This window comes from Streptococcus mitis, assembly GCF_047460035.1.
Taxonomy (GTDB): Bacteria; Bacillota; Bacilli; order Lactobacillales; family Streptococcaceae; genus Streptococcus; species Streptococcus mitis_DW.
Window position 1 is genome coordinate 146,285 of sequence record NZ_JASHHB010000002.1, and the last position, 22,466, is coordinate 168,750.

21 protein-coding genes and 1 pseudogene are annotated in these 22,466 nt (G+C 40.1%); 8 read left to right on the forward strand and 14 right to left on the reverse strand.

What is annotated here, in order from left to right; translation table 11 throughout:
- Window positions 1–44: 44 nt before the first annotated feature.
- Window positions 45–122: pseudogene (locus QM956_RS02530) on the forward strand (DNA-binding transcriptional regulator); the annotation flags it as partial.
- Here the strand turns inward: QM956_RS02530 and QM956_RS02535 are convergent.
- From QM956_RS02535 to QM956_RS02555, 5 genes are all read right to left on the reverse strand, one after another.
- Complete coding sequence (locus tag QM956_RS02535; protein WP_049501790.1) at window positions 119–586, reverse strand: 8-oxo-dGTP diphosphatase; 468 nt, start codon at window positions 584–586, stop codon at window positions 119–121. The pseudogene QM956_RS02530 and the gene QM956_RS02535 overlap by 4 nt on opposite strands.
- A 71-nt stretch (window positions 587–657) precedes the next feature.
- Entirely contained in the window at window positions 658–1,146 is a 489-nt protein-coding gene (locus tag QM956_RS02540; protein WP_004254187.1) for a GNAT family N-acetyltransferase, read from the reverse strand.
- A gap of 14 nt (window positions 1,147–1,160) precedes the next feature.
- Window positions 1,161–1,787, reverse strand: coding sequence for an NAD(P)H-dependent oxidoreductase (locus QM956_RS02545; RefSeq protein ID WP_024057962.1), 627 nt, complete (start codon window positions 1,785–1,787; stop codon window positions 1,161–1,163).
- A 9-nt stretch (window positions 1,788–1,796) separates the two neighbouring features.
- Window positions 1,797–3,785: an excinuclease ABC subunit UvrB gene (gene uvrB, locus QM956_RS02550; RefSeq protein WP_261056311.1), complete on the reverse strand. Its 1,989-nt coding sequence runs from the start codon at window positions 3,783–3,785 to the stop codon at window positions 1,797–1,799.
- A gap of 76 nt (window positions 3,786–3,861) precedes the next feature.
- Window positions 3,862–4,815 (reverse strand): CPBP family intramembrane glutamic endopeptidase, encoded by a 954-nt coding sequence (locus QM956_RS02555; protein WP_414302183.1) that lies wholly within the window; start codon window positions 4,813–4,815, stop codon window positions 3,862–3,864.
- Between the two features lie 172 nt (window positions 4,816–4,987).
- Here QM956_RS02555 and QM956_RS02560 point away from each other — a divergent pair, with 172 nt between their 5' ends.
- The 3 genes from QM956_RS02560 (at window position 4,988) to zwf (ending at window position 9,531) form a co-directional block, all read left to right on the forward strand.
- A complete protein-coding gene (locus tag QM956_RS02560) occupies window positions 4,988–7,153 on the forward strand; it encodes an ABC transporter substrate-binding protein/permease (protein WP_414302184.1) in 2,166 nt (721 codons plus the stop codon).
- On the forward strand, window positions 7,153–7,893 hold the full coding sequence (locus QM956_RS02565) for an amino acid ABC transporter ATP-binding protein (protein WP_023946889.1): 741 nt from the start codon (window positions 7,153–7,155) through the stop codon (window positions 7,891–7,893). Before QM956_RS02560 ends, QM956_RS02565 begins: the two co-directional genes overlap by 1 nt.
- Window positions 7,894–8,043: 150 nt before the next feature.
- Window positions 8,044–9,531: a glucose-6-phosphate dehydrogenase gene (zwf, locus tag QM956_RS02570; protein ID WP_049501794.1), complete on the forward strand. Its 1,488-nt coding sequence runs from the start codon at window positions 8,044–8,046 to the stop codon at window positions 9,529–9,531.
- A gap of 45 nt (window positions 9,532–9,576) precedes the next feature.
- Here zwf and ftsY read toward each other — a convergent pair whose 3' ends face one another.
- From ftsY to QM956_RS02585, 3 genes are read right to left on the reverse strand one after another with little or no spacing between them, the layout of a single operon-like run.
- The gene (gene ftsY / locus QM956_RS02575) at window positions 9,577–10,875 is read right to left on the reverse strand and encodes a signal recognition particle-docking protein FtsY (RefSeq protein WP_414302185.1); all 1,299 of its coding nucleotides are present in this window, start codon (window positions 10,873–10,875) and stop codon (window positions 9,577–9,579) included.
- Window positions 10,876–10,878: 3 nt separating this feature from the next.
- The gene (locus QM956_RS02580) at window positions 10,879–11,697 is read right to left on the reverse strand and encodes a Cof-type HAD-IIB family hydrolase (protein WP_414302186.1); all 819 of its coding nucleotides are present in this window, start codon (window positions 11,695–11,697) and stop codon (window positions 10,879–10,881) included.
- A complete protein-coding gene (locus QM956_RS02585; protein ID WP_125443175.1) occupies window positions 11,697–12,488 on the reverse strand; it encodes a Cof-type HAD-IIB family hydrolase in 792 nt (263 codons plus the stop codon). The genes QM956_RS02580 and QM956_RS02585 overlap by 1 nt, the downstream gene beginning before the upstream one ends.
- A 230-nt stretch (window positions 12,489–12,718) precedes the next feature.
- Between QM956_RS02585 and QM956_RS02590 the strand changes: the two genes are divergently transcribed.
- Entirely contained in the window at window positions 12,719–13,414 is a 696-nt protein-coding gene (locus QM956_RS02590; RefSeq protein ID WP_153199044.1) for a VIT1/CCC1 transporter family protein, read from the forward strand.
- Between the two features lie 193 nt (window positions 13,415–13,607).
- Here QM956_RS02590 and QM956_RS02595 read toward each other — a convergent pair whose 3' ends face one another.
- The 6 genes from QM956_RS02595 to QM956_RS02620 all read right to left on the reverse strand — a co-directional run bounded on the left by QM956_RS02595 (window position 13,608) and on the right by QM956_RS02620 (window position 20,430).
- Entirely contained in the window at window positions 13,608–15,596 is a 1,989-nt protein-coding gene (locus QM956_RS02595; RefSeq protein WP_261015655.1) for an ABC transporter permease, read from the reverse strand.
- A 1-nt stretch (window position 15,597) separates the two neighbouring features.
- Window positions 15,598–16,356 carry an ABC transporter ATP-binding protein gene (locus QM956_RS02600; protein ID WP_000173372.1) on the reverse strand — a complete coding sequence of 253 codons (759 nt, stop codon included), beginning with the start codon at window positions 16,354–16,356 and terminating at the stop codon, window positions 15,598–15,600.
- 372 nt (window positions 16,357–16,728) lie between these two features.
- Window positions 16,729–17,001, reverse strand: a complete 273-nt coding sequence (locus QM956_RS02605) for a PspC domain-containing protein (RefSeq protein WP_414302187.1) — start codon at window positions 16,999–17,001, stop codon at window positions 16,729–16,731.
- A gap of 58 nt (window positions 17,002–17,059) precedes the next feature.
- The gene (locus QM956_RS02610; RefSeq protein WP_078352143.1) at window positions 17,060–17,509 is read right to left on the reverse strand and encodes a SprT family protein; all 450 of its coding nucleotides are present in this window, start codon (window positions 17,507–17,509) and stop codon (window positions 17,060–17,062) included.
- Window positions 17,496–19,625: a Tex family protein gene (locus QM956_RS02615; RefSeq protein ID WP_414302188.1), complete on the reverse strand. Its 2,130-nt coding sequence runs from the start codon at window positions 19,623–19,625 to the stop codon at window positions 17,496–17,498. Before QM956_RS02615 ends, QM956_RS02610 begins: the two co-directional genes overlap by 14 nt.
- A gap of 424 nt (window positions 19,626–20,049) precedes the next feature.
- The gene (locus QM956_RS02620) at window positions 20,050–20,430 is read right to left on the reverse strand and encodes a PBECR3 domain-containing polyvalent protein (protein ID WP_261020550.1); all 381 of its coding nucleotides are present in this window, start codon (window positions 20,428–20,430) and stop codon (window positions 20,050–20,052) included.
- A 154-nt stretch (window positions 20,431–20,584) separates the two neighbouring features.
- On the opposite strand from QM956_RS02620, the gene QM956_RS02625 reads away from it, so the two are divergent.
- The 3 genes from QM956_RS02625 to QM956_RS02635 are packed head-to-tail and all read left to right on the forward strand — an operon-like array spanning window position 20,585 to window position 22,434.
- Window positions 20,585–20,716 carry an SPJ_0845 family protein gene (locus tag QM956_RS02625; RefSeq protein WP_060628174.1) on the forward strand — a complete coding sequence of 44 codons (132 nt, stop codon included), beginning with the start codon at window positions 20,585–20,587 and terminating at the stop codon, window positions 20,714–20,716.
- Complete coding sequence (locus QM956_RS02630; RefSeq protein ID WP_261066808.1) at window positions 20,717–21,622, forward strand: permease; 906 nt, start codon at window positions 20,717–20,719, stop codon at window positions 21,620–21,622.
- The gene (locus QM956_RS02635; protein ID WP_261020555.1) at window positions 21,619–22,434 is read left to right on the forward strand and encodes a TIGR03943 family putative permease subunit; all 816 of its coding nucleotides are present in this window, start codon (window positions 21,619–21,621) and stop codon (window positions 22,432–22,434) included. The genes QM956_RS02630 and QM956_RS02635 overlap by 4 nt, the downstream gene beginning before the upstream one ends.
- Window positions 22,435–22,466 lie beyond the last annotated feature (32 nt).

A 22,466-nucleotide genomic window follows, 5' to 3' on the forward strand; every position in this document is an offset into this window, starting at 1 on the left:
AATTTATTTCAGAGTACACATGTTTTTACTAATCTCCTATTACTATTAGATACGAAACACAACAAGACCTCCACTATATCGAGGAGGCCTTGGATCAACTCGGTTATTTAGTAAAAGACTAGAAAATTTTCTTTTCCCAATCGTCTTCTGTACTGTGGCGGTAGAAAAACTCTGACTTGTCAGGAGCTTCCATCATCTCCATCAAAGGTAGCATATCATAGGCCAGATCCAAGTTTGGAATCTGGTCTTTTTGCACCCAAGAAACTTCTCCTTCATCTGAAGAGCGAAGGGTACCAGAGAACTCAGTCGCCTTATAACAAAAGACGATATAGCGCCCGCCTGTATCCAGAGGCCAATTTTTAATGCCGACAAGTTGAGGATTTTGGATAGTCAACCCTGTTTCTTCGTAGATTTCACGAATGACAGACTCCGCAAAAGCCTCACCATTTTCTACATGACCTCCTGGAAAGGCATAACCAGACCAGCGATTGGTTTCAGAAGAGCGATACTGCATAACCACGCGCTGGGTTTCGAGATCTTCAATCAGACAAATATTTGTTAAAATCGTTAATTGGGAACGGGACATAAATTTACTCACTTTCTAATTTATTAAATTTTCAGACTTGCACCAGTGCCATTAGCTTCTACTTTGTAAAATTATTTAGAATAGAATACCATACGTTTTTCCTTTATGGGCTTTCCAAGTTCAAGCATCTTTTCTTGTCCATCAAAAGTAAAAACCATTTTTTGATAGAAAGCTATGGCTCGCTTATTATCTTTCAATACCCATAAGAAAATTTCAGAAAAATGATTAAGAGCAGTCAAAGCTGCTCTAACTAACTTTTGTGCGATACCTTTTCCATAATAGTCTTTTAAAACATATAAAGCAATAATTTCACCAGCTTGAATAGTCTCATCACGAAAGTTTCCATAACTGATAAAACCAACTACCTTCATGCCATCTATCGCAATCAATGTATTTTCTGGATACTTTTGACTAAAGAATCGACACCTTTCCAATGTCATTGTCTCCTGAAATTCTGCAGGCAAAAGGTCGTCATAAGCCTCTCTCCACGCTTTCCAGTGAACGAGAGATTTACTTTCTATCTCTTCAGGAGTTTCCATTGATTTGATAACAACCGTCATTTATTTTCTTCTCCTTAATCCAACAGTCTGACTTCCTTTGCTACTTTTTGTAGAAATTTTTCTCTTGTTGAACTTGTATTCACTTCACGTCCTAACTCTCCTAAGATTGAAACCCTCTTTGTTTTGATACCGCAATGATTCAGGACAGCATTCTTTAATACTGATATTCCATAACTGTCTGGAATATTAATCGGACCTGAAAATACTTTGTACCACCAAGTTGGTGCCATGGAGGTTGCATAAATACTAGCTGTTTTTCCTTTTAGTAACTTTTTAAACTGATTACCTCTCAAGTAGTTCAAAATAAAGCTTCCTCGATTATTTGCTGAGTATGCAATGCCTGGCGTAAAAACACGATCAATCCACCCCTTCAATAGACTAGGCATACTACTCCACCAAATTGGATAAACAAAAATGAAATGATCTGCCCACTGAATTAATTCCTGAGATCGTAGAATAAACGGATCGTCCTCCATCCTTTGTCGATAACCATAACGTAAAACAGGATCAAACTCTTCCTCATTAAGATTAATCATTTCAAGTTCATGTCTCTTTGAGTCTATATTTTCTACAATCGTTTGAAAAATTGCTTGGCAGTAACTTTCTTTATCAGGATGTCCATTAATAACTAAAATATTCATAAAATTCCCCTAATCCAACGCCTTGACTTCCAGCATCATATCACGAATCTGAGCTGCTAGTTCAAAGTCAAGCACTTCAACTGCTTCTTGCATTTGTTTTTCAAGTTTCTTGACGAGTTCTTTGCGTTCTTGTTTGTTGAGGCTATTGATATCGACTTCCTTGTCTTCTTCCTTAGCAACTGCCTTGGTCACAGCAATCAGGTCACGGATTTCTTTCTTGATTGTCTGAGGCACAATACCGTGTTCTTCATTATAGGCCATCTGAATTTTCCGACGGCGAGCTGTTTCATCGATAGCACGTTGCATAGACTGAGTCACAGTGTCCGCATACATGATGACATGCCCTTCACTGTTACGGGCAGCACGACCAATGGTCTGGATAAGGCCACGTTCATTACGAAGGAATCCTTCCTTGTCGGCATCGAGAATAGCTACGAGACTCACTTCAGGAACGTCAATTCCTTCACGAAGGAGGTTGATTCCAACCAAAACATCAAAGACACCCAAGCGCAGGTCACGGATAATCTCTGTCCGCTCCAAGGTCTTGATATCCGAGTGCATGTACTTGACCTTGATACCCATTTCCTTGAAATAGTCGGTCAAATCTTCTGCCATTTTCTTGGTTAAAGTGGTAATAAAGGTACGCTCATTCTTTTCAACACGGGCATTAATTTCACCTAAGAGGTCATCAATCTGTCCCATAGTCGGACGTACTTCCACCTCAGGATCCAAAAGACCTGTTGGTCGAATGATTTGCTCAATCACTGTCTCGGTCTGTTCATTTTCATAGTCGCCAGGTGTCGCTGAAACGTAGACAATCTGATGCACATGACTTTCAAACTCTTCACGACGGAGGGGACGATTGTCCAAGGCTGACGGCAAACGGAAACCATAATTAACTAGCATTTCCTTACGCGAACGGTCACCATTGTACATGCCCTTGATTTGTCCCATAGTCATGTGGCTCTCGTCAATCATGATTAAGAAATCATCTGGGAAAAAGTCAAGAAGGGTATACGGAGGCTCACCTTCGCTACGCCCATCCATATGGCGTGAGTAGTTTTCAACCCCGTTGGTATAGCCCATCTCACGGAGCATTTCGATATCATACTCAGTCCTCTGTTTCAAGCGTTGCGCTTCAAGCAATTTGCCTTCCTTTTCAAAGATAACTAGTTGCTCTTCTAATTCTGCTTGAATCTTGGCAATAGCAACTTCCATATGGTCGTCATTGGTCACAAAGTGAGTAGCTGGGAAAATAGCCAAATGATCCACTTCTCCCAAGACCTGACCCGTCAAAGCTTCAACCTCACGAATACGGTCAATTTCGTCTCCAAAAAATTCTACTCGAAAGGCATGCTCATCACGAGAGGCTGGGAAAATCTCCACTACATCCCCACGAACGCGAAATCTTCCCCGTTGGAAATCAATATCATTTCGCTCAAACTGAATATCGACCAAGTCATTCAAGAGTTTATCACGAGAAATTTCAAGGCCTGGACGGAGACTAACGACACTATCAGCGTATTCCTTGGGCGAACCCAAACCATAGATACAAGAAACGGAAGCTACGACGATAACATCATTACGCTCCAGAAGGGCTGAAGTCGCTGAGTGACGAAGTTTGTCAATCTCATCATTGACAGAGCTATCCTTTTCAATATAGGTATCGCTAGAAGGGACATAGGCCTCAGGTTGGTAATAATCATAGTAGGATACGAAGTACTCAACAGCATTTTCAGGGAAAAATTCCTTAAATTCTCCATAGAGCTGGCCTGCTAGAGTTTTATTGTGGGCAATAACCAGAGTTGGTTTATTGACTTTGGAAATGACTTGACTCATGGTATAGGTCTTCCCTGTTCCGGTCGCTCCCATCAGAATCTGAGCTTTTTCTCCACCCTCGATATTATCAACCAACTGCTCGATAGCTTGTGGTTGATCTCCTGAAGGTTGGTATTTTGATACTAGTTTAAATTGATTATCTGTAATACGATTGATCATAAGAATCCTCTCTCGATATGCTATTCCTATTTTAGCATACTTATAGCATTTTCACGAAGAAAAGGACGGATCGAAGTCACATCCTTTCATTTTCTTTCTTTAATTGATAGACGAGGTAGAGAATCAGCAGTAGCAAGACCAGACTTGTCATGATAGAACCTTCTATGCCAAAAGAACCACCTGATAGCCAATCTTGATTACCTTGTGGTAAAAAGGTCATCAGCGATGTTCCTGACTGCTGACCACTAACTAAAATCCCACAGAGATTGCCTTGAGCAAAATTCCAGGCCCCATGAATACCTGCAACACCCCAAACTGTATCTGTTTTGAGGAGGTAAAGTGACATGGCAACTCCGAATAAGAAGAGATTTACTAAAGATAGTGGTGTTAGACCAGAATTGCCCATATGAAGCAGAGTAAAGAATAGGCTAGATATAAGAACAGCAAGTTTTAGATTGGTTCTTGAGGCCAATTGAGGAAGGAGCCAAGCACGGGCTACCACTTCTTCTGTTGTCCCCTGTAAAATCCAAAAAGGGATAGTAAAGACAACAACGGTAAGCGAATAAGGATTCAAGTGAATAGACTCAAAACGATATTGCCCTAATGCTACTAAACCTAACAAGGTCAGAAGAAAAAGTGCCAGACCTAAACCAAATCCCTTAAGAAGATTACTGAGGAAATTTTCTTTATAAAATCCTAAAGTTCGAATAGGTCTTTTCTCAACTTTTCTAGTCCATCTGAACACAGTGTTGAGAACGAAACCAAAGGCCAGCAATTCTAAAATTAAACGAAAGTCACTTGTTTTATCCATCAAGCTCTGTTGCAATGTCTGCAAATAGGTTGCAAGATTTTGACCAGCCTCTCCAAAATTTCTAGCAAGTCCGATGAGAGCTAACAAACTAATACCATACAGAGTATAAGCCACAAACTCTCCTATGAAGACAAAAGCAAAGGCTAACAAGGGGCTTGTGTAAAGGTTTAACCGCATTTTGGAAGCTTGGAAGTCTTTAAATATTCTTTTGTTCTTCATATTCCTGTCCTCTTTTCTTCTACTATATACTATTATTATAGCACTTTAAAGTAGCAATTCAAGAAGGAAAAGAAAATATAGATGTTATATTTTCTAACACGAAAATATAAAAATTTGCCTTTTTTTATTTTTTTTGCTATAATGGTAAAATATTCGGAAAAGGAGACTAAAAATGAAGAAAAGATTTCTAGCATTTTTGCTAATTTTATTCCCAATTTTCTCATTAGGTATTGCGAAAGCAGAGACGATTAAGATTGTGTCTGATACCGCCTATGCACCTTTTGAGTTTAAAGATTCAGATCAAACTTATAAAGGAATTGATGTTGACATTATCAACAAAGTCGCTGAGATTAAAGGATGGAACATTCAGATGTCCTATCCTGGATTTGATGCAGCGGTAAATGCGGTTCAAGCTGGTCAAGCTGATGCAATCATGGCTGGAATGACAAAAACTACAGAACGTGAAAAAGTTTTCACTATGTCTGATACTTACTATGATACAAAAGTTGTCATTGCAACTACAAAGTCACACAAGATTAGTCAGTATGACCAATTAAAAGGTAAAACTGTTGGTGTTAAAAACGGAACTGCTGCTCAACGTTTTCTTGAAACAATCAAAGATAAATACGGCTTTACTATTAAAACATTTGACACTAGTGATTTGATGAACAACAGCTTGAGTGCTGGTGCCATCGATGCCATGATGGATGACAAACCTGTTATCGAGTATGCCATTAACCAAGGGCAAGACCTTCATATTGAAATGGATGGTGAAGCTGTAGGTAGCTTTGCTTTCGGTGTGAAAAAAGGTAGCAAATACGAGTACCTAGTTACTGAATTTAACCAAGCCTTGGCTGAAATGAAAAAAGATGGTAGTCTTGATAAAATCATCAAGAAATGGACTGCTTCATCATCTTCAGCAGTGCCAACTACAACTACTCTAGCAGGATTAAAAGCCATTCCTGTTAAAGCTAAATACATCATTGCCAGTGATTCTTCTTTTGCACCTTTTGTTTTCCAAAATTCAAGCAACCAATTTACTGGTATTGATATGGAATTGATTAAGGCAATCGCTAAAGACCAAGGTTTCGAAATTGAAATCACCAACCCTGGTTTTGATGCCGCTATCAGTGCTGTTCAAGCTGGACAAGCTGATGGTATCATTGCTGGTATGTCTGTCACAGATGCTCGTAAGGCAACTTTTGACTTCTCAGAATCCTACTACACTGCCAATACTATCCTTGGTGTCAAAGAATCAAGCAATATTGCTTCTTATGAAGATTTAAAAGGAAAGACGGTCGGTGTTAAAAACGGAACTGCTTCTCAAACCTTCCTAACAGAAAATCAAAGCAAATACGGTTACAAAATCAAAACCTTCGCTGATGGTTCTTCAATGTATGACAGTTTAAACACTGGTGCCATTGATGCCGTTATGGATGATGAACCTGTTCTCAAATATTCTATCAGCCAAGGTCAAAAATTAAAAACCCCAATCGCTGGAACTCCTATCGGTGAAACAGCCTTTGCTGTTAAAAAAGGAGCAAATCCAGAATTGATTGAAATGTTCAACAACGGACTTGCAAACCTTAAAGCAAACGGAGAATTCCAAAAGATTCTTGATAAATATCTAGCTAGCGAATCATCAACTGCTTCAACAAGCACTGTTGATGAGACAACTATCTGGGGCTTGCTTCAAAACAACTACAAACAACTCCTTAGCGGGCTTGGTATCACTCTTGCTCTAGCTCTTATCTCATTTGCTATTGCTATTGTTATCGGGATTATCTTCGGTATGTTTAGCGTTAGCCCCTACAAATCTCTTCGTGTGATCTCTGAGATTTTCGTTGACGTTATCCGTGGTATTCCATTGATGATTCTTGCAGCCTTCATTTTCTGGGGAATTCCAAATTTCATCGAATCGATCACAGGCCAACAAAGTCCAATTAACGACTTTGTAGCTGGTACTATTGCCCTATCTCTCAATGCAGCCGCTTATATCGCTGAAATCGTTCGTGGTGGTATTCAGGCCGTTCCAGTTGGGCAAATGGAAGCCAGCCGAAGCTTGGGTATCTCTTATGGAAAAACCATGCGTAAGATTATCTTGCCACAAGCAACTAAATTAATGTTGCCAAACTTTGTTAACCAATTCGTTATCGCTCTTAAAGATACAACCATCGTATCTGCTATCGGTTTGGTTGAACTCTTCCAAACTGGTAAGATTATCATTGCCCGTAACTACCAAAGTTTCAAGATGTATGCAATCCTTGCTATCTTCTATCTTGTAATTATCACACTTTTGACTAGACTAGCGAAACGCTTAGAAAAGAGGATTCGTTAATGGCAAAATTAAAAATTGATGTAAATGATTTACACAAGCACTATGGAAAAAATGAGGTTCTAAAAGGAATCACAACTAAATTCTATGAAGGAGATGTTGTTTGTATCATCGGTCCTTCAGGATCTGGTAAGTCGACCTTCCTCCGTAGCCTTAATCTTCTAGAAGAAGTTACGAGCGGTCACATCACTGTGAACGGCTATGACTTAACTGAAAAAACAACCAACGTTGACCACGTTCGTGAAAATATCGGAATGGTGTTCCAACACTTTAACCTCTTCCCTCATATGTCTGTATTGGACAACATTACTTTTGCTCCTATCGAGCACAAGTTGATGACTAGGGAAGAAGCTGAGAAATTGGGAATGGAGTTGCTTGAGAAGGTTGGGCTAGCAGATAAAGCTAATGCTAATCCAGATAGCCTATCAGGTGGTCAAAAACAACGTGTGGCTATCGCTCGTGGACTAGCAATGAATCCAGACATCATGCTCTTTGATGAACCAACTTCTGCCCTTGACCCTGAGATGGTTGGAGACGTACTAAACGTTATGAAAGAATTGGCTGAGCAAGGTATGACCATGATTATCGTAACCCATGAGATGGGATTTGCCCGTCAGGTTGCCAACCGCGTTATCTTTACTGCAGATGGTGAATTCCTTGAAGACGGAACACCTGATCAAATCTTTGATAACCCACAGCACCCACGTCTGAAAGAGTTCTTGGACAAGGTCTTAAACGTCTAAACTCAAACTGTAAGGATTTCCTTGCAGTTTTTTTCTATCTCGTATTGGATTTTTTGATTTTTCGGAAAATTATGTTAGAATTAAATTTATGAAATGAGATTTCCTCATACCTAGCAAGACTAGGAATAAAAATAGAAATTAGGTAGCTAGATGTCATCTAAGGTTATTGTTACAATTTTCGGTGCGAGTGGAGACCTGGCTAAACGCAAGCTCTACCCTTCCCTTTTTAGACTATATAAATCCGGCAATCTTTCCGAACACTTTGCAGTCATTGGAACTGCTCGTCGTCCTTGGAGCAAGGAATATTTTGAATCTGTTGTAGTCGAATCGATCCTTGATTTGGCAGATAGTACCGAACAGGCTCAAGAGTTCGCTAGTCACTTCTACTATCAAAGTCATGATGTCAACGATACAGAGCACTATATTGCTTTACGTCAATTGCAAGCTGAACTAAATGACAAGTACCAAGCTGAACACAACAAGCTCTTCTTCTTGTCTATGGCGCCTCAGTTCTTTGGAACTATTGCCAAACACCTCAAGTCTGAAAACATTGTGGATGGTAAAGGTTTTGAACGTTTAATCGTTGAGAAGCCATTTGGTACAGATTACGCAACTGCAAGCAAGTTAAATGACGAGCTCCTAGCAACATTTGACGAAGAACAAATTTTCCGTATCGACCATTATCTTGGTAAGGAAATGATCCAAAGCATCTTTGCAGTCCGCTTTGCAAACCTGATTTTTGAAAATGTTTGGAATAAGGACTTTATTGACAATGTTCAAATTACCTTTGCAGAGCGCTTGGGTGTAGAAGAACGTGGTGGCTACTATGACCAATCTGGTGCCCTCCGCGACATGGTACAAAACCATACTTTGCAACTACTTTCCCTCCTTGCCATGGATAAGCCAGCAAGCTTCACAAAAGACGAGATTCGTGCTGAAAAGATTAAGGTCTTTAAAAACCTCTATCATCCAACTGATGAAGAGCTTAAAGAACACTTTATCCGTGGTCAATACCGCTCTGGTAAGATTGATGGCATGAAATATATCTCTTATCGTAGCGAACCAAATGTAAATCCAGAATCAACAACTGAAACTTTTGCATCTGGTGCCTTCTTTGTAGACAGCGATCGATTCCGTGGTGTTCCTTTCTTCTTCCGTACTGGTAAACGTCTAACTGAAAAAGGAACTCATGTCAACATCGTCTTTAAACAAATGGATTCTATCTTTGGTGAGCCACTTGCTCCAAACATCTTGACCATCTATATCCAACCAACAGAAGGCTTCTCTCTTAGCCTAAATGGGAAGCAAGTAGGAGAAGAATTCAACTTGGCTCCCAACTCACTTGATTACCGTACAGATGCGACCGCAACTGGTGCTTCTCCAGAACCATACGAGAAATTGATTTATGATGTCTTAAATAACAACTCAACTAACTTTAGCCACTGGGATGAAGTTGGTGCGTCATGGAAATTGATTGACCGTATCGAAGAGCTCTGGGCTGAAAATGGTGCCCCACTTCATGACTATAAAGCTGGAAGCATGGGACCTCAAGCTAGCTTTGATCTACTTGAAAAATTCGGTGCCAAATGGACTTGGCAACCAGATATCGCCTATCGTCAAGATGGTCGTTTAGAATAACAAAAAATCCTGCAAGTTTGTACCTTGCAGGATTTTTACTTCTAATTAGATTAAGCCTTCCAAGAGACCCTTCATAAAGTTTTCTGAATTAAATTCTCCAATATCATCGATTTTTTCACCAAAACCAATCAATTTTACAGGAATATTGAGTTCTTCACGGATGGCTAGAACAACACCACCTCGAGCAGTTCCATCAATCTTAGTCAAGACAATTCCAGTTAATGGCGTGATTTTTGAAAATTCTTTGGCCTGTACCAGGGCATTTTGACCCGTTGATGCATCAAGAGCCAAGAAGGTTTCATGTGGTGCTTCTGGTACAACACGTTTGATAATACGACCAATCTTTTCCAGCTCAGCCATGAGGTTGTCCTTGTTTTGCAGACGACCAGCGGTGTCAATCATAAGAATATCGATACCTTCAGCTACTGCTCGTTCCATCCCATCAAAGACAACGCTAGCTGGATCAGCTTTTTCAGGCCCCGTCACAACAGGAACATCAACACGACGGCCCCATTCTGCTAGCTGGGCAACGGCTCCCGCACGGAAGGTATCTGCTGCTACTAGCATGACTTTTTTGCCAGCTTGCTTGTAACGATGAGCTAATTTCCCAATAGAAGTTGTCTTCCCAACACCGTTCACACCGACGAAGAGCATAACTGTCAAACCATCTTGGAAATGGATTTGTTCATCGTAGTTGCCATCCTTTTCGTAGAGTTCAACCAATTTCTCGATAATGACACGGCGAAGTGCATCAGGCTTCTTAGCGTTTTCGAGTTTAGCTTCATAGCGAAGCTCTTCTGTTAGGTTAGAAGCGACCTGCACACCGACGTCACTCATGATGAGCAATTCTTCCAATTCTTCGAAGAAGTCTTCATCGACAGAACGGAAGTTAGCAAAGAAGGCATTCAAGCGAGCTCCGAAGCCTGTACGAGTTTTCTTAAGACTGCGATCATATTTTTCCTGAACAGTTTCTTCTGCTTGTGGATATTCTTCTGCTACTTCAAAAGCTTGCTCTTCTCCAGCTTCTAGAGATTCTTGGCTCTCTTCTTCGAAAAATTCTTCATGCTCTTGGCTTTGCTCTAGCTCATTAAATTCTTCTTCTTGAACCATTTCTTCGACTACTTCTGGTTCAATAACTTCTTCTGTCGAGATCTGAGGAAGTTCTTCTTGAGCAAGTGTTTCTTCCACTTTTTCTCTTGTTGTCTCTTCCTGACTTGTTTCTTCGATAGCCGTTTGCTTTTCTTCAACCTCTTCAGACAAATCAAGATTTTCCAGAGCTTCTTTTACAACTTCTTCGATTTTAGGTTCTTCTTTTTTTCCGAATAGACGGTCAAATAATCCCATATCTTAGTTCTCCTTTAGCACATATTCTTCGATAGCCCAGGCGACAGCTTCCTCATCATTGGTCATTGGAGTTACCACATTTGCGACTGCCTTGACTTCAGGAACAGCATTTTGCATGGCAACACCGAGTCCCGCCCATTCAATCATAGAGAGGTCATTGGCCTCGTCACCACAGGCCATGACTTGGCTTTGGTTGATTCCGAGATGGTTGATTAGTTTTGCCAAACCTGTTGCTTTATGAACATTCTTTGGTGACCACTCTAGCAACATTTCACGTGATTTAAAGATCTCATATTGGTCAAACAATTCTGGAGAAATCTTCTGAATGGCTGCATCCAAGGGTTCTTGAGCAAAGGCAGTCACGCACTTATTGTAAGTCATTTGACTAGACAAGTCTGCAAAGTCCACTGGAACAAAAGTCAAAGCTGGATTAAATTTGGCATAAAGACTTTCTTGGTCGGAGTGAATTTGATAAACAGTTCCTTCTGAGATAGCATCAAGAGGCAGTGATAATTTCTCTGTTTCCTCATACAAGCGTGCCACATCATCATAGGAAAAGACTGTCTTATCAAGGATTTCACCTGTATTTTTCTGAACCAAACCACCATTAAAAGTAATCGTATACTCATCTTCGTGGCCGTCAGTCCCTAGCTCATGGAGAAAGAAATCCATAGCTTTTAAGGGACGACCAGTTGTTAATACGACCTTGATACCACGATCACGCGCAGCTTTCAAGGTTGCCTTAGTACGATCCGTCAACCTTTTATCAGTAGTCAGCAAGGTGCCGTCCAAGTCCAATGCAATCAATTTTATATCTGCCATTATAAGCCCTCCATATAAGCTATAACCGACTGGTCCTTATGGTGACCAATCACAGTCTCTGCTAATTCTAAAATTTCAGGTCGTGCATTTTCAGGAGCTACAGGATGTCCCACAACCTGCATCATATGCAAGTCATTTAGATTGTCTCCAAAAGCCATAACCTGATCCATTGTGATGCCAAGTTTTTTAGCTAATTCAACAATAGCCACTCCCTTATCGACATAGTCCAGAACAATATCAATAGATTCAAAGCCAGTTGTCATGGCCTTAACACCAGGAACGTTTTCGTTTACCCAATCTTCTCCAGCTTCTAGCGTCTCTTCTGTGAAGTTGGTTGTAAATTTGAAAATGTCATCTGTAATATCTTCCAAACTCGCTACTTTTTGGATATTTTCATTATAATGCTGGCTCTCTTTCAAATAGATCTCATCAACCGTATCTAGCACATAAGAACCCTTCTTACCCGTCAAGAGCAGTTTATTGATATCTACATAAGGTGACGTTTTCAGCTTTTCAAAAGTCGCCAGATAAAAGTCACGAGACATAGTCGCTTCATACAAGTCTTGACCTTGATATTCTACCAAACTGCCATTTTCCGCAATGAAAATAATATCATCACGAACATCAGCAAATAATTTTTCTAAGGATAGAAATCCGCGCCCCGAAGCCACCGCAAAGTATATCCCTTTTTCCTTGTAGGAAACCAAGAGAGACTTGAGGCGGTCCATATCAAAGCGTCCATTCCCATCTAGGAAAGTTCCGTCCATATCCGTTGCTACTAGTTTAATCATAAAATCTTTCTTACTCCGATTAGTAAATCTACCTCCTATTATACCATAGATAAGTAGAAAAAGGACTAGTCTATCAGCTTTGCTTCTCTTTTATCCCTCTCTACTAGCTAGTGCTGTTTCTAACTTTTAAAAAAGCTCGTAAAATTAAAATCGTGCAACTTTTTTCAGATACTTTTAAAAGATTGATTTCCCTATATTTTTCCTTTATACTGGATAAAAAGGAGAATAGTATGTCAGAAACAAATCACGAAATCGATTCAAATTTTTCAGGTCGTTTAAATATCCTGCGTGCTGGTGTTCTTGGTGCTAACGATGGGATTATTTCCATTGCTGGTGTGGTTATCGGGGTTGCTAGTGCTACAAGCAATATCTGGATTATCTTTTTATCAGGATTTGCAGCTATCTTAGCTGGTGCCTTTTCAATGGCTGGTGGAGAATATGTGTCCGTTTCAACTCAAAAAGATACTGAGGAAGCAGCCGTTGCGCGTGAGCAAGTCTTGCTAGATCAGGATATGGAACTAGCCAAAAATTCCCTCTATGCTGCCTATATTCAAAATGGTGAGTGTGAAACATCAGCCCAACTTCTCACCAACAAGGCCTTTTTAAATAATCCGCTTAAGGCTTTGGTAGAGGAAAAATATGGGATTGAGTATGAAGAGTTTACCAATCCTTGGCATGCTGCTATCTCTAGCTTTATTTCTTTTTTCCTTGGTAGCTTACCACCAATGCTTTCAATTACCGTTTTCCCAAGTGAATACCGCATACCTGCTACTGTCCTTATCGTCGGTGTGGCTCTTCTTCTCACTGGTTACACTAGTGCCAAACTTGGAAAAGCCCCAACCAAAACAGCTATGATTCGAAACTTGGCTATTGGCCTCTTGACCATGGGCGTTACCTTTCTGCTAGGACAACTTTTCAGCATTTAATACTCTTCGAAAATCTCTTCAAACCACGTCAGCTTCGCCTTGCCGTATATATGGTTACTGACTTCGTCAGTTCTATCTGCAACCTCAAAGCAGTGCTTTGAGCAACCTGCGGCTAGCTTCCTAGTTTGCTTTTTGATTTTCATTGAGTATAAAATACAAGAAATACCTCGATTTTGAAGTCGAGGTATCTTTTTTACATTTGGACAATCTTGCGATAACTTCTTGAAGTAATCATGAAAATCAGCACATAGGCGATGAGGAAGATAGCGCAGATAGACAAGGTCACAGTCAACATCATAGTCGTATCTATTACACCAATTACTTTTAAAATCAGACTAAGCATATGGTAGGCAAATGCTAGATGTATGAAGGCAAAAAGCAAAGGAAGGAAGAAAACAGTTAAAACCTGTTTGTTGATGGTTTGCTTGATTTGCTTTTGATCCAAACCGACTTTCTGCAAGATAATAAAGCGTTCACGGTCTTCATAGCCTTCAGAAATTTGTTTGTAGTAGATGACCAGAACGGTTCCGATCATAAAGATAATGGATAGGAAAATACCGATAAAAAAGACACCACCAAAGAGGGCACTCATCTGAGAACGAGCATCTGCTAGATTGCTACCATAAACATAGCTATCTTCTGTGTTTAATTGAGCATTAAACTGATTGAGGTATTTTTCATACTCTTCAGCGACCTTGAGTTGTTCTTCTTCACTGATATTTACATTCATACCGCCGTAAAACTGATTATAGATAGCCGAATCTGGGAATTGATCCAAAAAGGCTTGTAAATTAGGTACAACAAGGTAATTGTAATCAGTAGTCAAAATATTAAACTGATTTGGGACATGGTTGACAATAAAATCTTTATTAAATTCTTCTTTGACAGAAAATTGATGATCATTTAGAGTTAGTACTTTCTGTCCTTTCAGTCCGTCATTTTTGGCAAAGAGACCGACCTCATTTCCTGATAGAGACAGTTTTTGACCAGTCATATTTTCATAATCTTTTTGGTCAAATACCATGAAAACTGTTTTTGGTTGGACACGGTTTTGTCCTTTTTCAAAAATAGTTAACTTGGTTCCTTCTTGATTTGCAATACCAAAGTTACTGTAACGAAGAACTTCTTTCTCTTTGACACTATAACCTTTGTCACTTGCAAACTGGCTCAAGAGTTTGTCCAAATCTTCTTTTTCAACATTTTTTCCAGTAATTCCAAAGTCATGCGGATTTAGAACTTTTTTTAAGCTTTCTGCGGAATTGAAAATGCTTGTCGCTGCTGACATGGTTACCAAAACCATTGTTGACAAGATAGCGATAGTTGCTAGTCCAACCGCATTTTTCTTCATACGGAAAATCAAGTTGGAAACAGAGATGAGGTTATTAGGTTGGTAATAGTATTTCTTGTTTTTCTTTAAGATTTGGAGGAAGACTGTAATTCCTGCATTAAACAAGAGATAAGTACCAAAGATAACCAGCAAAACAGCTAGGAAAAAGGTTGTTAAGGCTGTAAGAGGATCGGTTACCGTAAGGGCAAGATAATAGCCAATCCCTAAACTTATGGAACCAAGAATAGTTTGGAGAGGTAGGAAACGACCTCTTTTCTCTCCGCTTGCTTTCTCACGCGAGAGCTGGAGGGCATTCATACGGGCGATTCGAAGGGCATTCAGGAACATAAGGCATAGGAAAATCAATCCAAAGACAACAAGTACTGCAATGACAACATTCATTTGGAAGGTAGCGACCAGCTCAACCTTCAATTTCATCAGTTTGAGCAAGAAAGCGAAAATTAACTTGTCAAACAAGGCTCCAATACCGATTCCTGCTCCAACAGTTAGAATTCCAAACACCACTAACTCCTTAAAGGTCATACTGATTAAATGGCGCTTTTCCAATCCCAACATGCCATAAATTCCCAGTTCCTTGGAACGATTTTTCATGACAAAACTATTGGCATAGAGGACGATAATGGCTGACGCAAGGGTGACGACAAACATACCAAATCCAAGTGTAGCCTGAATGGTTGTTCCTCCACGGATTTCCGCAATCTTAGGATTAAAGGTTAGAGAGTAAAAGAGATAGGTCACGGTGACTGCCAAGAGAACAGCCAGCGCAAAAGGATAGTAGAGTTTGCGGTTTTTAATCAAGTTCGATACCGCTAACTTATTGGTTAATCGAAACATACTAATTCACCTCGCTTGCCATGACAGTCAAGGTATCAGAGATCTCTTGGAACATCTGACGTTCTGTCTTCTCTCCACGGTAGATTTGATTATAAAGAATGCCGTCCTTGATAAAGAGTACACGTTTGGCCCTGCTAGCTGCTGCTGTGGAGTGGGTTACCATGAGAATGGTTTGGCCGCGCTCATTGATTTCATCAAATACATCAAGTAAGGCTGCAGAGGACTTGGAATCAAGGGCACCTGTTGGCTCGTCCGCAAGGAGAATTTCAGGTTCTGTGATGATGGCGCGGGCTACTGCTACACGCTGTTTTTGCCCACCTGAAATCTCGTAAGGGTACTTCTCTTGCAATTGGTTAATTCCCAGATTCTCAGCTGTCACCACCAATTTCTTCATCATCTCCGTAATGGGTCTTCTTGACAAGACAAGGGGAAGCAAGATATTATCTTTTACAGAGAGAGTATCTAACAAATTAAAGTCTTGGAAGACAAATCCCAGCTTTTCACGACGGAAGCTAGAAGCCTGTGAATTTTTAATGGTTGCGGTGTCAGTTCCATTCAAGTAAACCTGACCACGAGTTGGTTTATCCAGCATAGCTAGAATATTGAGCAAAGTTGATTTACCAGAACCAGACTCACCCATGATGGCAACGTAGTCACCCTTTTCGACGGTAAAGTGAATATCCTTGAGGGCTTCTACTTGGTTGCCCTGAAAACGAGTTTTATAAATTTTTTGAACGTGTTTTACATCTAAAAGTGTCATGAGAATCTCCTTTCTTAATATCCCATCAAATGAAATGTTGCTTGCATCATAGCGCATCCCAGCTGAACACGCTCGATTTCTTTGTGACTTGGTTTTCTAGTTTTCTTATGTAAGATTTGTTTCATGATGTTACTCCTTTGTTCTTTATGAGTCTAGTTTACATCAAAAAAAGACCGCTTGCCATAACCTAACCTTACAAAAGAGACTTTAATCTTACATTTTTGTAAGATTGGAGGAAATGTAGATATTTTATTAAAAATATTTTACCATAAAAAGAAAGCAAGAAGAAAACCCTTGCGGATACAAGGGTTCAAAAATTTTAAAATAGATTAGTCGAATTCATAGACTAACAGTAAAATAACTGTTTCTACCTCACCAAAACCATCCATCATTTTCTTCAATAGCTTGGACTTCTTTGCGTTTGCGTGGTCCTGTTCCGTACATTTCGGCTTCTATGTCTTCCTTGGTTGGTAAGATAGAGGCAAGAATGATGTAAATAATCACACCAATTCCAAAATTTGCCACGGTAAAAATAGCAAAGAGAAAGCGGACTAGGGTTACATCAAAATTCCACTTATCTGACAGACCTGCCAGAACTCCTGAAATCATGCGATTTCGTCTCATTTTATAAAATTTACTGTTCATGATTTTTCCTCTTTCTACTAGGTTAGACACAGTATATCACGGGTAGGCTCGGCTTTCATCAGTCCTCAGGCTGATTTATTAGTAGCAATTTACCTCTACAAACTCCACAGCGATAGCGTTTGGTATCAATCTTTCGCTTACGCTGATACCTTTGCTGGCAGGATTGACAACGATAGAGTTTGAGTGGTTTAGAGTGGCTATTTGTCAAGGAGGGTACAAAGCGTAATCCATCCACTGCTTTCAACAGTTCCTTAAAATCCCGATCCTTGTGTTGATAGCCCTTCCCTTGAAAATAGAGGTGATAATGACAGAGTTCATGTCGGACAATTTTCCTAAAAACATCCAAACCCAGTTCTTGATAAACCTTAGGGTTAAAATCTAAATGCCCATCTTTAGGGAAAAAACGCCCACCTGTCGAACGTAGACGCCTATTCCACTGGACATGATGGATAAAAGGTCTGCCGAAGTCTTCTAGTGAAACCTGCTTAACATAATCAGTCAGTTTCATTTGGAGCGAGGAGCGACAGATTGACTTTTTCACGTTCAGTATCGATTTTCTTAACCCAAACTGTTACCAAATCTCCGACGGACACCACTTGGCTTGGGTGTTTAATAAATTTGCGACTCATATGGGAAATATGAATCAAGCCGTCCTCGTGAATCCCGATATCAACGAATGCACCGAAGTCAACGACGTTACGCACAACACCTTCCAGCTTCTGGCCGACTTTTAAGTCTTTAATATCCAAGACATCTTGACGAAGCACAGGTGCGTCAAAGGAATCACGGAAATCTCGACCTGGTTTGAGAAGATCGGCAATGATATCTTTAAGAGTTTCTGGACCAAGGTCTAGCTCTTGCGCCATATCTTTGACTGAAATCGACTTGAGTTTGCTTTGGGCTTCTTCGTTTAGGTCTTTAATATCTAAACGTTTGAAGAGTTCCTTAACGGCAGAGTAATTTTCTGGGTGAACTCCTGTATTATCAAGGATATTGCTACTTTCAGGGATACGAAGGAAACCAGCAGCCTGTTCAAAGGCCTTGGCTCCCAGACGAGGAACTTTCTTGATTTGGGCGCGTGAAATGATTTTCCCTTCTTCTTCACGGTATTTGACAATATTTTCAGAGATAGTTTTGTTGAGTCCAGCTACGTGTGAAAGTAGAGCTGGGCTGGCCGTATTGACATTGACACCGACTTGGTTTACCACTGTATCGACGACAAAGTCCAAACTTTCAGACAATTTCTTCTGGCTGACATCGTGCTGGTACTGACCGACCCCAATTGACTTAGGATCGATTTTGACCAATTCCGCAAGGGGATCTTGTAAACGACGGGCGATAGAAATAGCAGAGCGTTTTTCAACGGTCAAGTCTGGAAACTCCTGACGAGCAAGTTCACTGGCAGAATAGACCGAAGCACCACTTTCATTGACGATAACATAGCTGACTTCAGGGAAATCTTTAAGAACTTCCGCCACAAAGGCTTCACTTTCACGACTAGCAGTACCATTTCCGATGGCAATGATTTCCACGCCGTATTGACCAATCAAGTCTGCCAGATCTTTCTTAGCTTCTTCGATTTGACGAGCTGATGCTGGTTTGACAGGATAAATGACCTGAGTTGTCAGCATTTTTCCTGTTGCATCCACGACAGCTAGCTTGGCACCTGTACGAAAGGCTGGGTCAAACCCAAGAACCATGCGCCCTTTCAGCGGAGCAACCAAGAGAAGATTGCGCAGATTGTCCGAAAAGAGTTGGATAGCCCCTTCTTCTGCTTTCTCAGTCAATTCTGTCCGAATACGTCGCTCGATAGCAGGCAAAACTTTTTTCTTAACTGACTGTTGAACAACTTCATCAATATAGGTATTTTTTACCTTGAAACGAGCTGCAAAGAAGGTAAGAATGCGGTCCGTTGCATGTTCAAAACCGACCTTCAAGACACCTAGCTTCTCCCCACGATTAAGGGCTAAGGTACGATAACCCTGCATATTTCCAACTGTCTCTGAAAAATCATAGTAAATTTGAAAAACCTGCTTTTCATCAAGACTTTCATCCTTGACTTGAGAAGTGAGTTTAGAGTGTCTCAGAACTTCCTGATAAGTCATGGAACGCAAGGTCACATCTTCCGATAAGGCTTCGACCAAGATATCAACTGCACCACCCAAGGCCTCCTTACCAGTCACAAATCCTTCACAGACGAACTTTTCAGCTTCCTTCTCTAAGTCAGTTACATTCTGCAAAATCAAGCGAGCAAGCGGAAAGAGTCCGGCTTCACGGGCAATAGTTGCCTTGGTTCGACGTTTTTCCTTGTAAGGAAGGTAGAGTTCTTCTACGTCAGCTAATTTTTCGGCAGCTAAGATAGCTTCCTCCAATTCCTTGGTCAGCTTGCCTTGTTCTTGAATCTTAGCCAAGACAGCTTCCTTACGGTCGTTGAGGCTGGTCAGACTTTTATCCAAATCAATAATGGCCTTAATCGCCACCTCGTCCAGACTACCAGTCATGTCCTTGCGATAACGCGCGATAAAGGGAATCGTCGCCCCTTCAGCTGTTAAACTTAGAACGGTATCAATTTGCTTTAACGTCACTCCCAAATCCTGGGAGATTTTTTCATATTTTTTATCCATGAATCTATTATACCATAAGCCAATCTTATTCAAATTATCTCTTACAATTTTAAAACATAAGTTGGTGAATAAATTTGCTTCATTTCAATATTCTATTTATTGAGAAGGTTTCAATTTAAAATTCTACTAGATTACAAAAGAATCTATGAGTAATTTCACTGTTTTTATTTTTTACAAACCGCTTTATAAAGCTATTTGTTGAAGTTAACGAATCAATTTTCAGAGCAAATAAAAAATCGCAAGCCTGAGCCTGCAGTGAGTGTAATCTATCTTGAAATTTCAAATAAAAAAGGAGCATTTAAGCCCCTCCTTTGAAATAACGGACACTTGGCTGGTCGGTGTACCCAGCATCTCAGATACCTTATTCAAGGTGCGGCAGGAACCTTTCTGCCCTCAAATGTCTTTCGTTAATGTTATTCTAGCACTATCTACTTTTTTTGTCAAGCTTTCTCAATCTACCAGACTTAATACGACTTTGTAACTTGTAATCTTGTAAACGATACATGGTCGGAACATAAAAGAAATCACCACTTTTATGTAACTTAATCGCAACAAGAACATTATTATCAAATCTTTTTACATATTCAAAACTGGCGCCTTTCTCTCGAGGATTGACCCCAACGAAATCTGGATTACTTAGTATAAGTTCCAGATCTTCGATATGATAAATCACATCATTATGATGCCGTTTCAACATATGACTTCTTAAACCTTCTTTGTTAACTTTGATATCACTAGCTTCAAGAACAATATTAAAAATTTCTTTTATTTCGTCAGTAACCTGACCGATCTTTTTATGTTCCATCATTTCCTCCGTTATTCACAATTATTATATCACAATCATAGTGTATATTAGGATATATCACGCTCTATTATTCGTTAGATACTCAATTTTAACTTTTCCCTTTTCCTTAAAATAATAGTATAATAGAGGTAGAATTTAGAATCGAGGTACACCAATGGCTGTAAAATTTACAAAACGAGACGACTTGGACAAGATGTTTGAAGAGTTTGCGAAACTCCCTGATTTGAAACAAGTCACTTTCACTGATGACAAAGAGAAAAAAGCCAAAGCAGAAAAGAAAAACTAGATGACTGCTTTCCAACAACTCCCGTCTAGTGTGCTTCAGACTGGGGCTATTTTTCTCTCTATAATCATTGAAGCCCTACCCTTCGTTCTGATAGGAAGTATTGTCTCAGGGCTAATTGAGGTCTATATCACACCTGACAAGGTTTATCATTTTCTCCCTCGAAATCGTTGGGGGAGAATCTTTTTTGGCACCTTCGTTGGTATACTTTTCCCTTCTTGCGAATGTGGGATTGTCCCCATTATCAATCGTTTTCTGGAAAAGAAGGTCCCCAGTTACACGGCTGTTCCCTTTCTTGTAACAGCGCCTGTCATCAATCCTATTGTTCTCTTTGCGACTTATTCTGCCTTTGGCAACTCCTTCCACATCACTCTGTTACGAGCTCTGGGTTCCATTGTTGTGGCTGTGATACTTGGGATTTTTCTAGGATTTTTCTGGCAAGAACCGATTCAAAAAGAAAATCGGTTGGCTTGTCATGAGCACGATTTTTCTCATTTGAGTCCTGCAAAAAAAGTTTTTCAGGTTTTTGTGCAAGCAATTGATGAATTTTTTGATACGGGGCGTTATTTGGTATTTGGCTGTCTCTTTGCCTCTGTTATACAGGTCTATGTTCCGACTCGGATTCTGACCTCTATAAGTGCAACCCCTCTTTTTGCTATCCTGCTCTTGATGTTTTTGGCCTTTCTTCTTTCTCTCTGCAGTGAGGCCGATGCCTTTATCGGTGCTTCTCTTCTCTCAAGTTTCGGCTTGGCACCAGTTCTGGCCTTTCTCGTCATTGGCCCAATGCTGGATATCAAAAATATTCTCATGATGAAAAATTACTTGAAAGCACGATTTATCAGTCACTTCATTACGATTGTGACACTCGTTGTCTTAGTATATTCTCTCTTGATTGGAGTCATTCTATGATTCGATTTTTAGTTTTAGCTGGCTATTTTGAATTGACCATTTATCTCCATTTGTCGGGCAAATTAAACCAGTACATCAACATGCACTATTCCTATCTGGCCTATATTTCCATGGTGCTTTCCTTTATCTTGGCTATTGTTCAACTGTATATCTGGATGAAGCAAGTCAAAACCCATAGTCATCTGAACAGCCGATTGGCGAAGGTGACGAGTATTGCTCTTCTGGCTATTCCTATTGTCGTCGGTTTAACTTTTCCAACTGTTAGCTTGGATTCTCAGACCGTCTCAGCCAAAGGCTATCATTTCCCCTTATCAGAAGGCACGGATCAAGCCATTCAGACCAGCGAAGGGACGACAAGCCAATATTTGAAACCAGATACCAGTTCTTATTTTTCAAAATCAGCTTATGAAAAGGAAATGCGAACTGCGGCGGATAAATACTTGTCCCAAGATAGTATTCAGATTACGAATGAAAACTATATGGAAGTCATGGAGGCTATCTATGACTATCCAGATGAGTTTGAGGGTAAGACAGTCCAGTTCACAGGCTTTGTCTATAATGACCCCAGTCATTCCAATAGCCAATTTCTGTTCCGCTTCGGCATTATTCACTGTATCGCAGATTCTGGTGTCTATGGATTGCTGACCAAGGGAAATACCCGTCAGTATGAAAACAACACCTGGATAACAGCCAAAGGAAAACTGGTCAATCACTATCATAAAGAACTCAAACAAAATCTTCCAACCTTGGAAATCGATAGCTTTACAAAAGTCGATAAACCAGAAAATCCCTATGTGTATCGCGTGTTTTAAAAAAGTAGCCTGGAAAGGGCTACTTTTTCTAT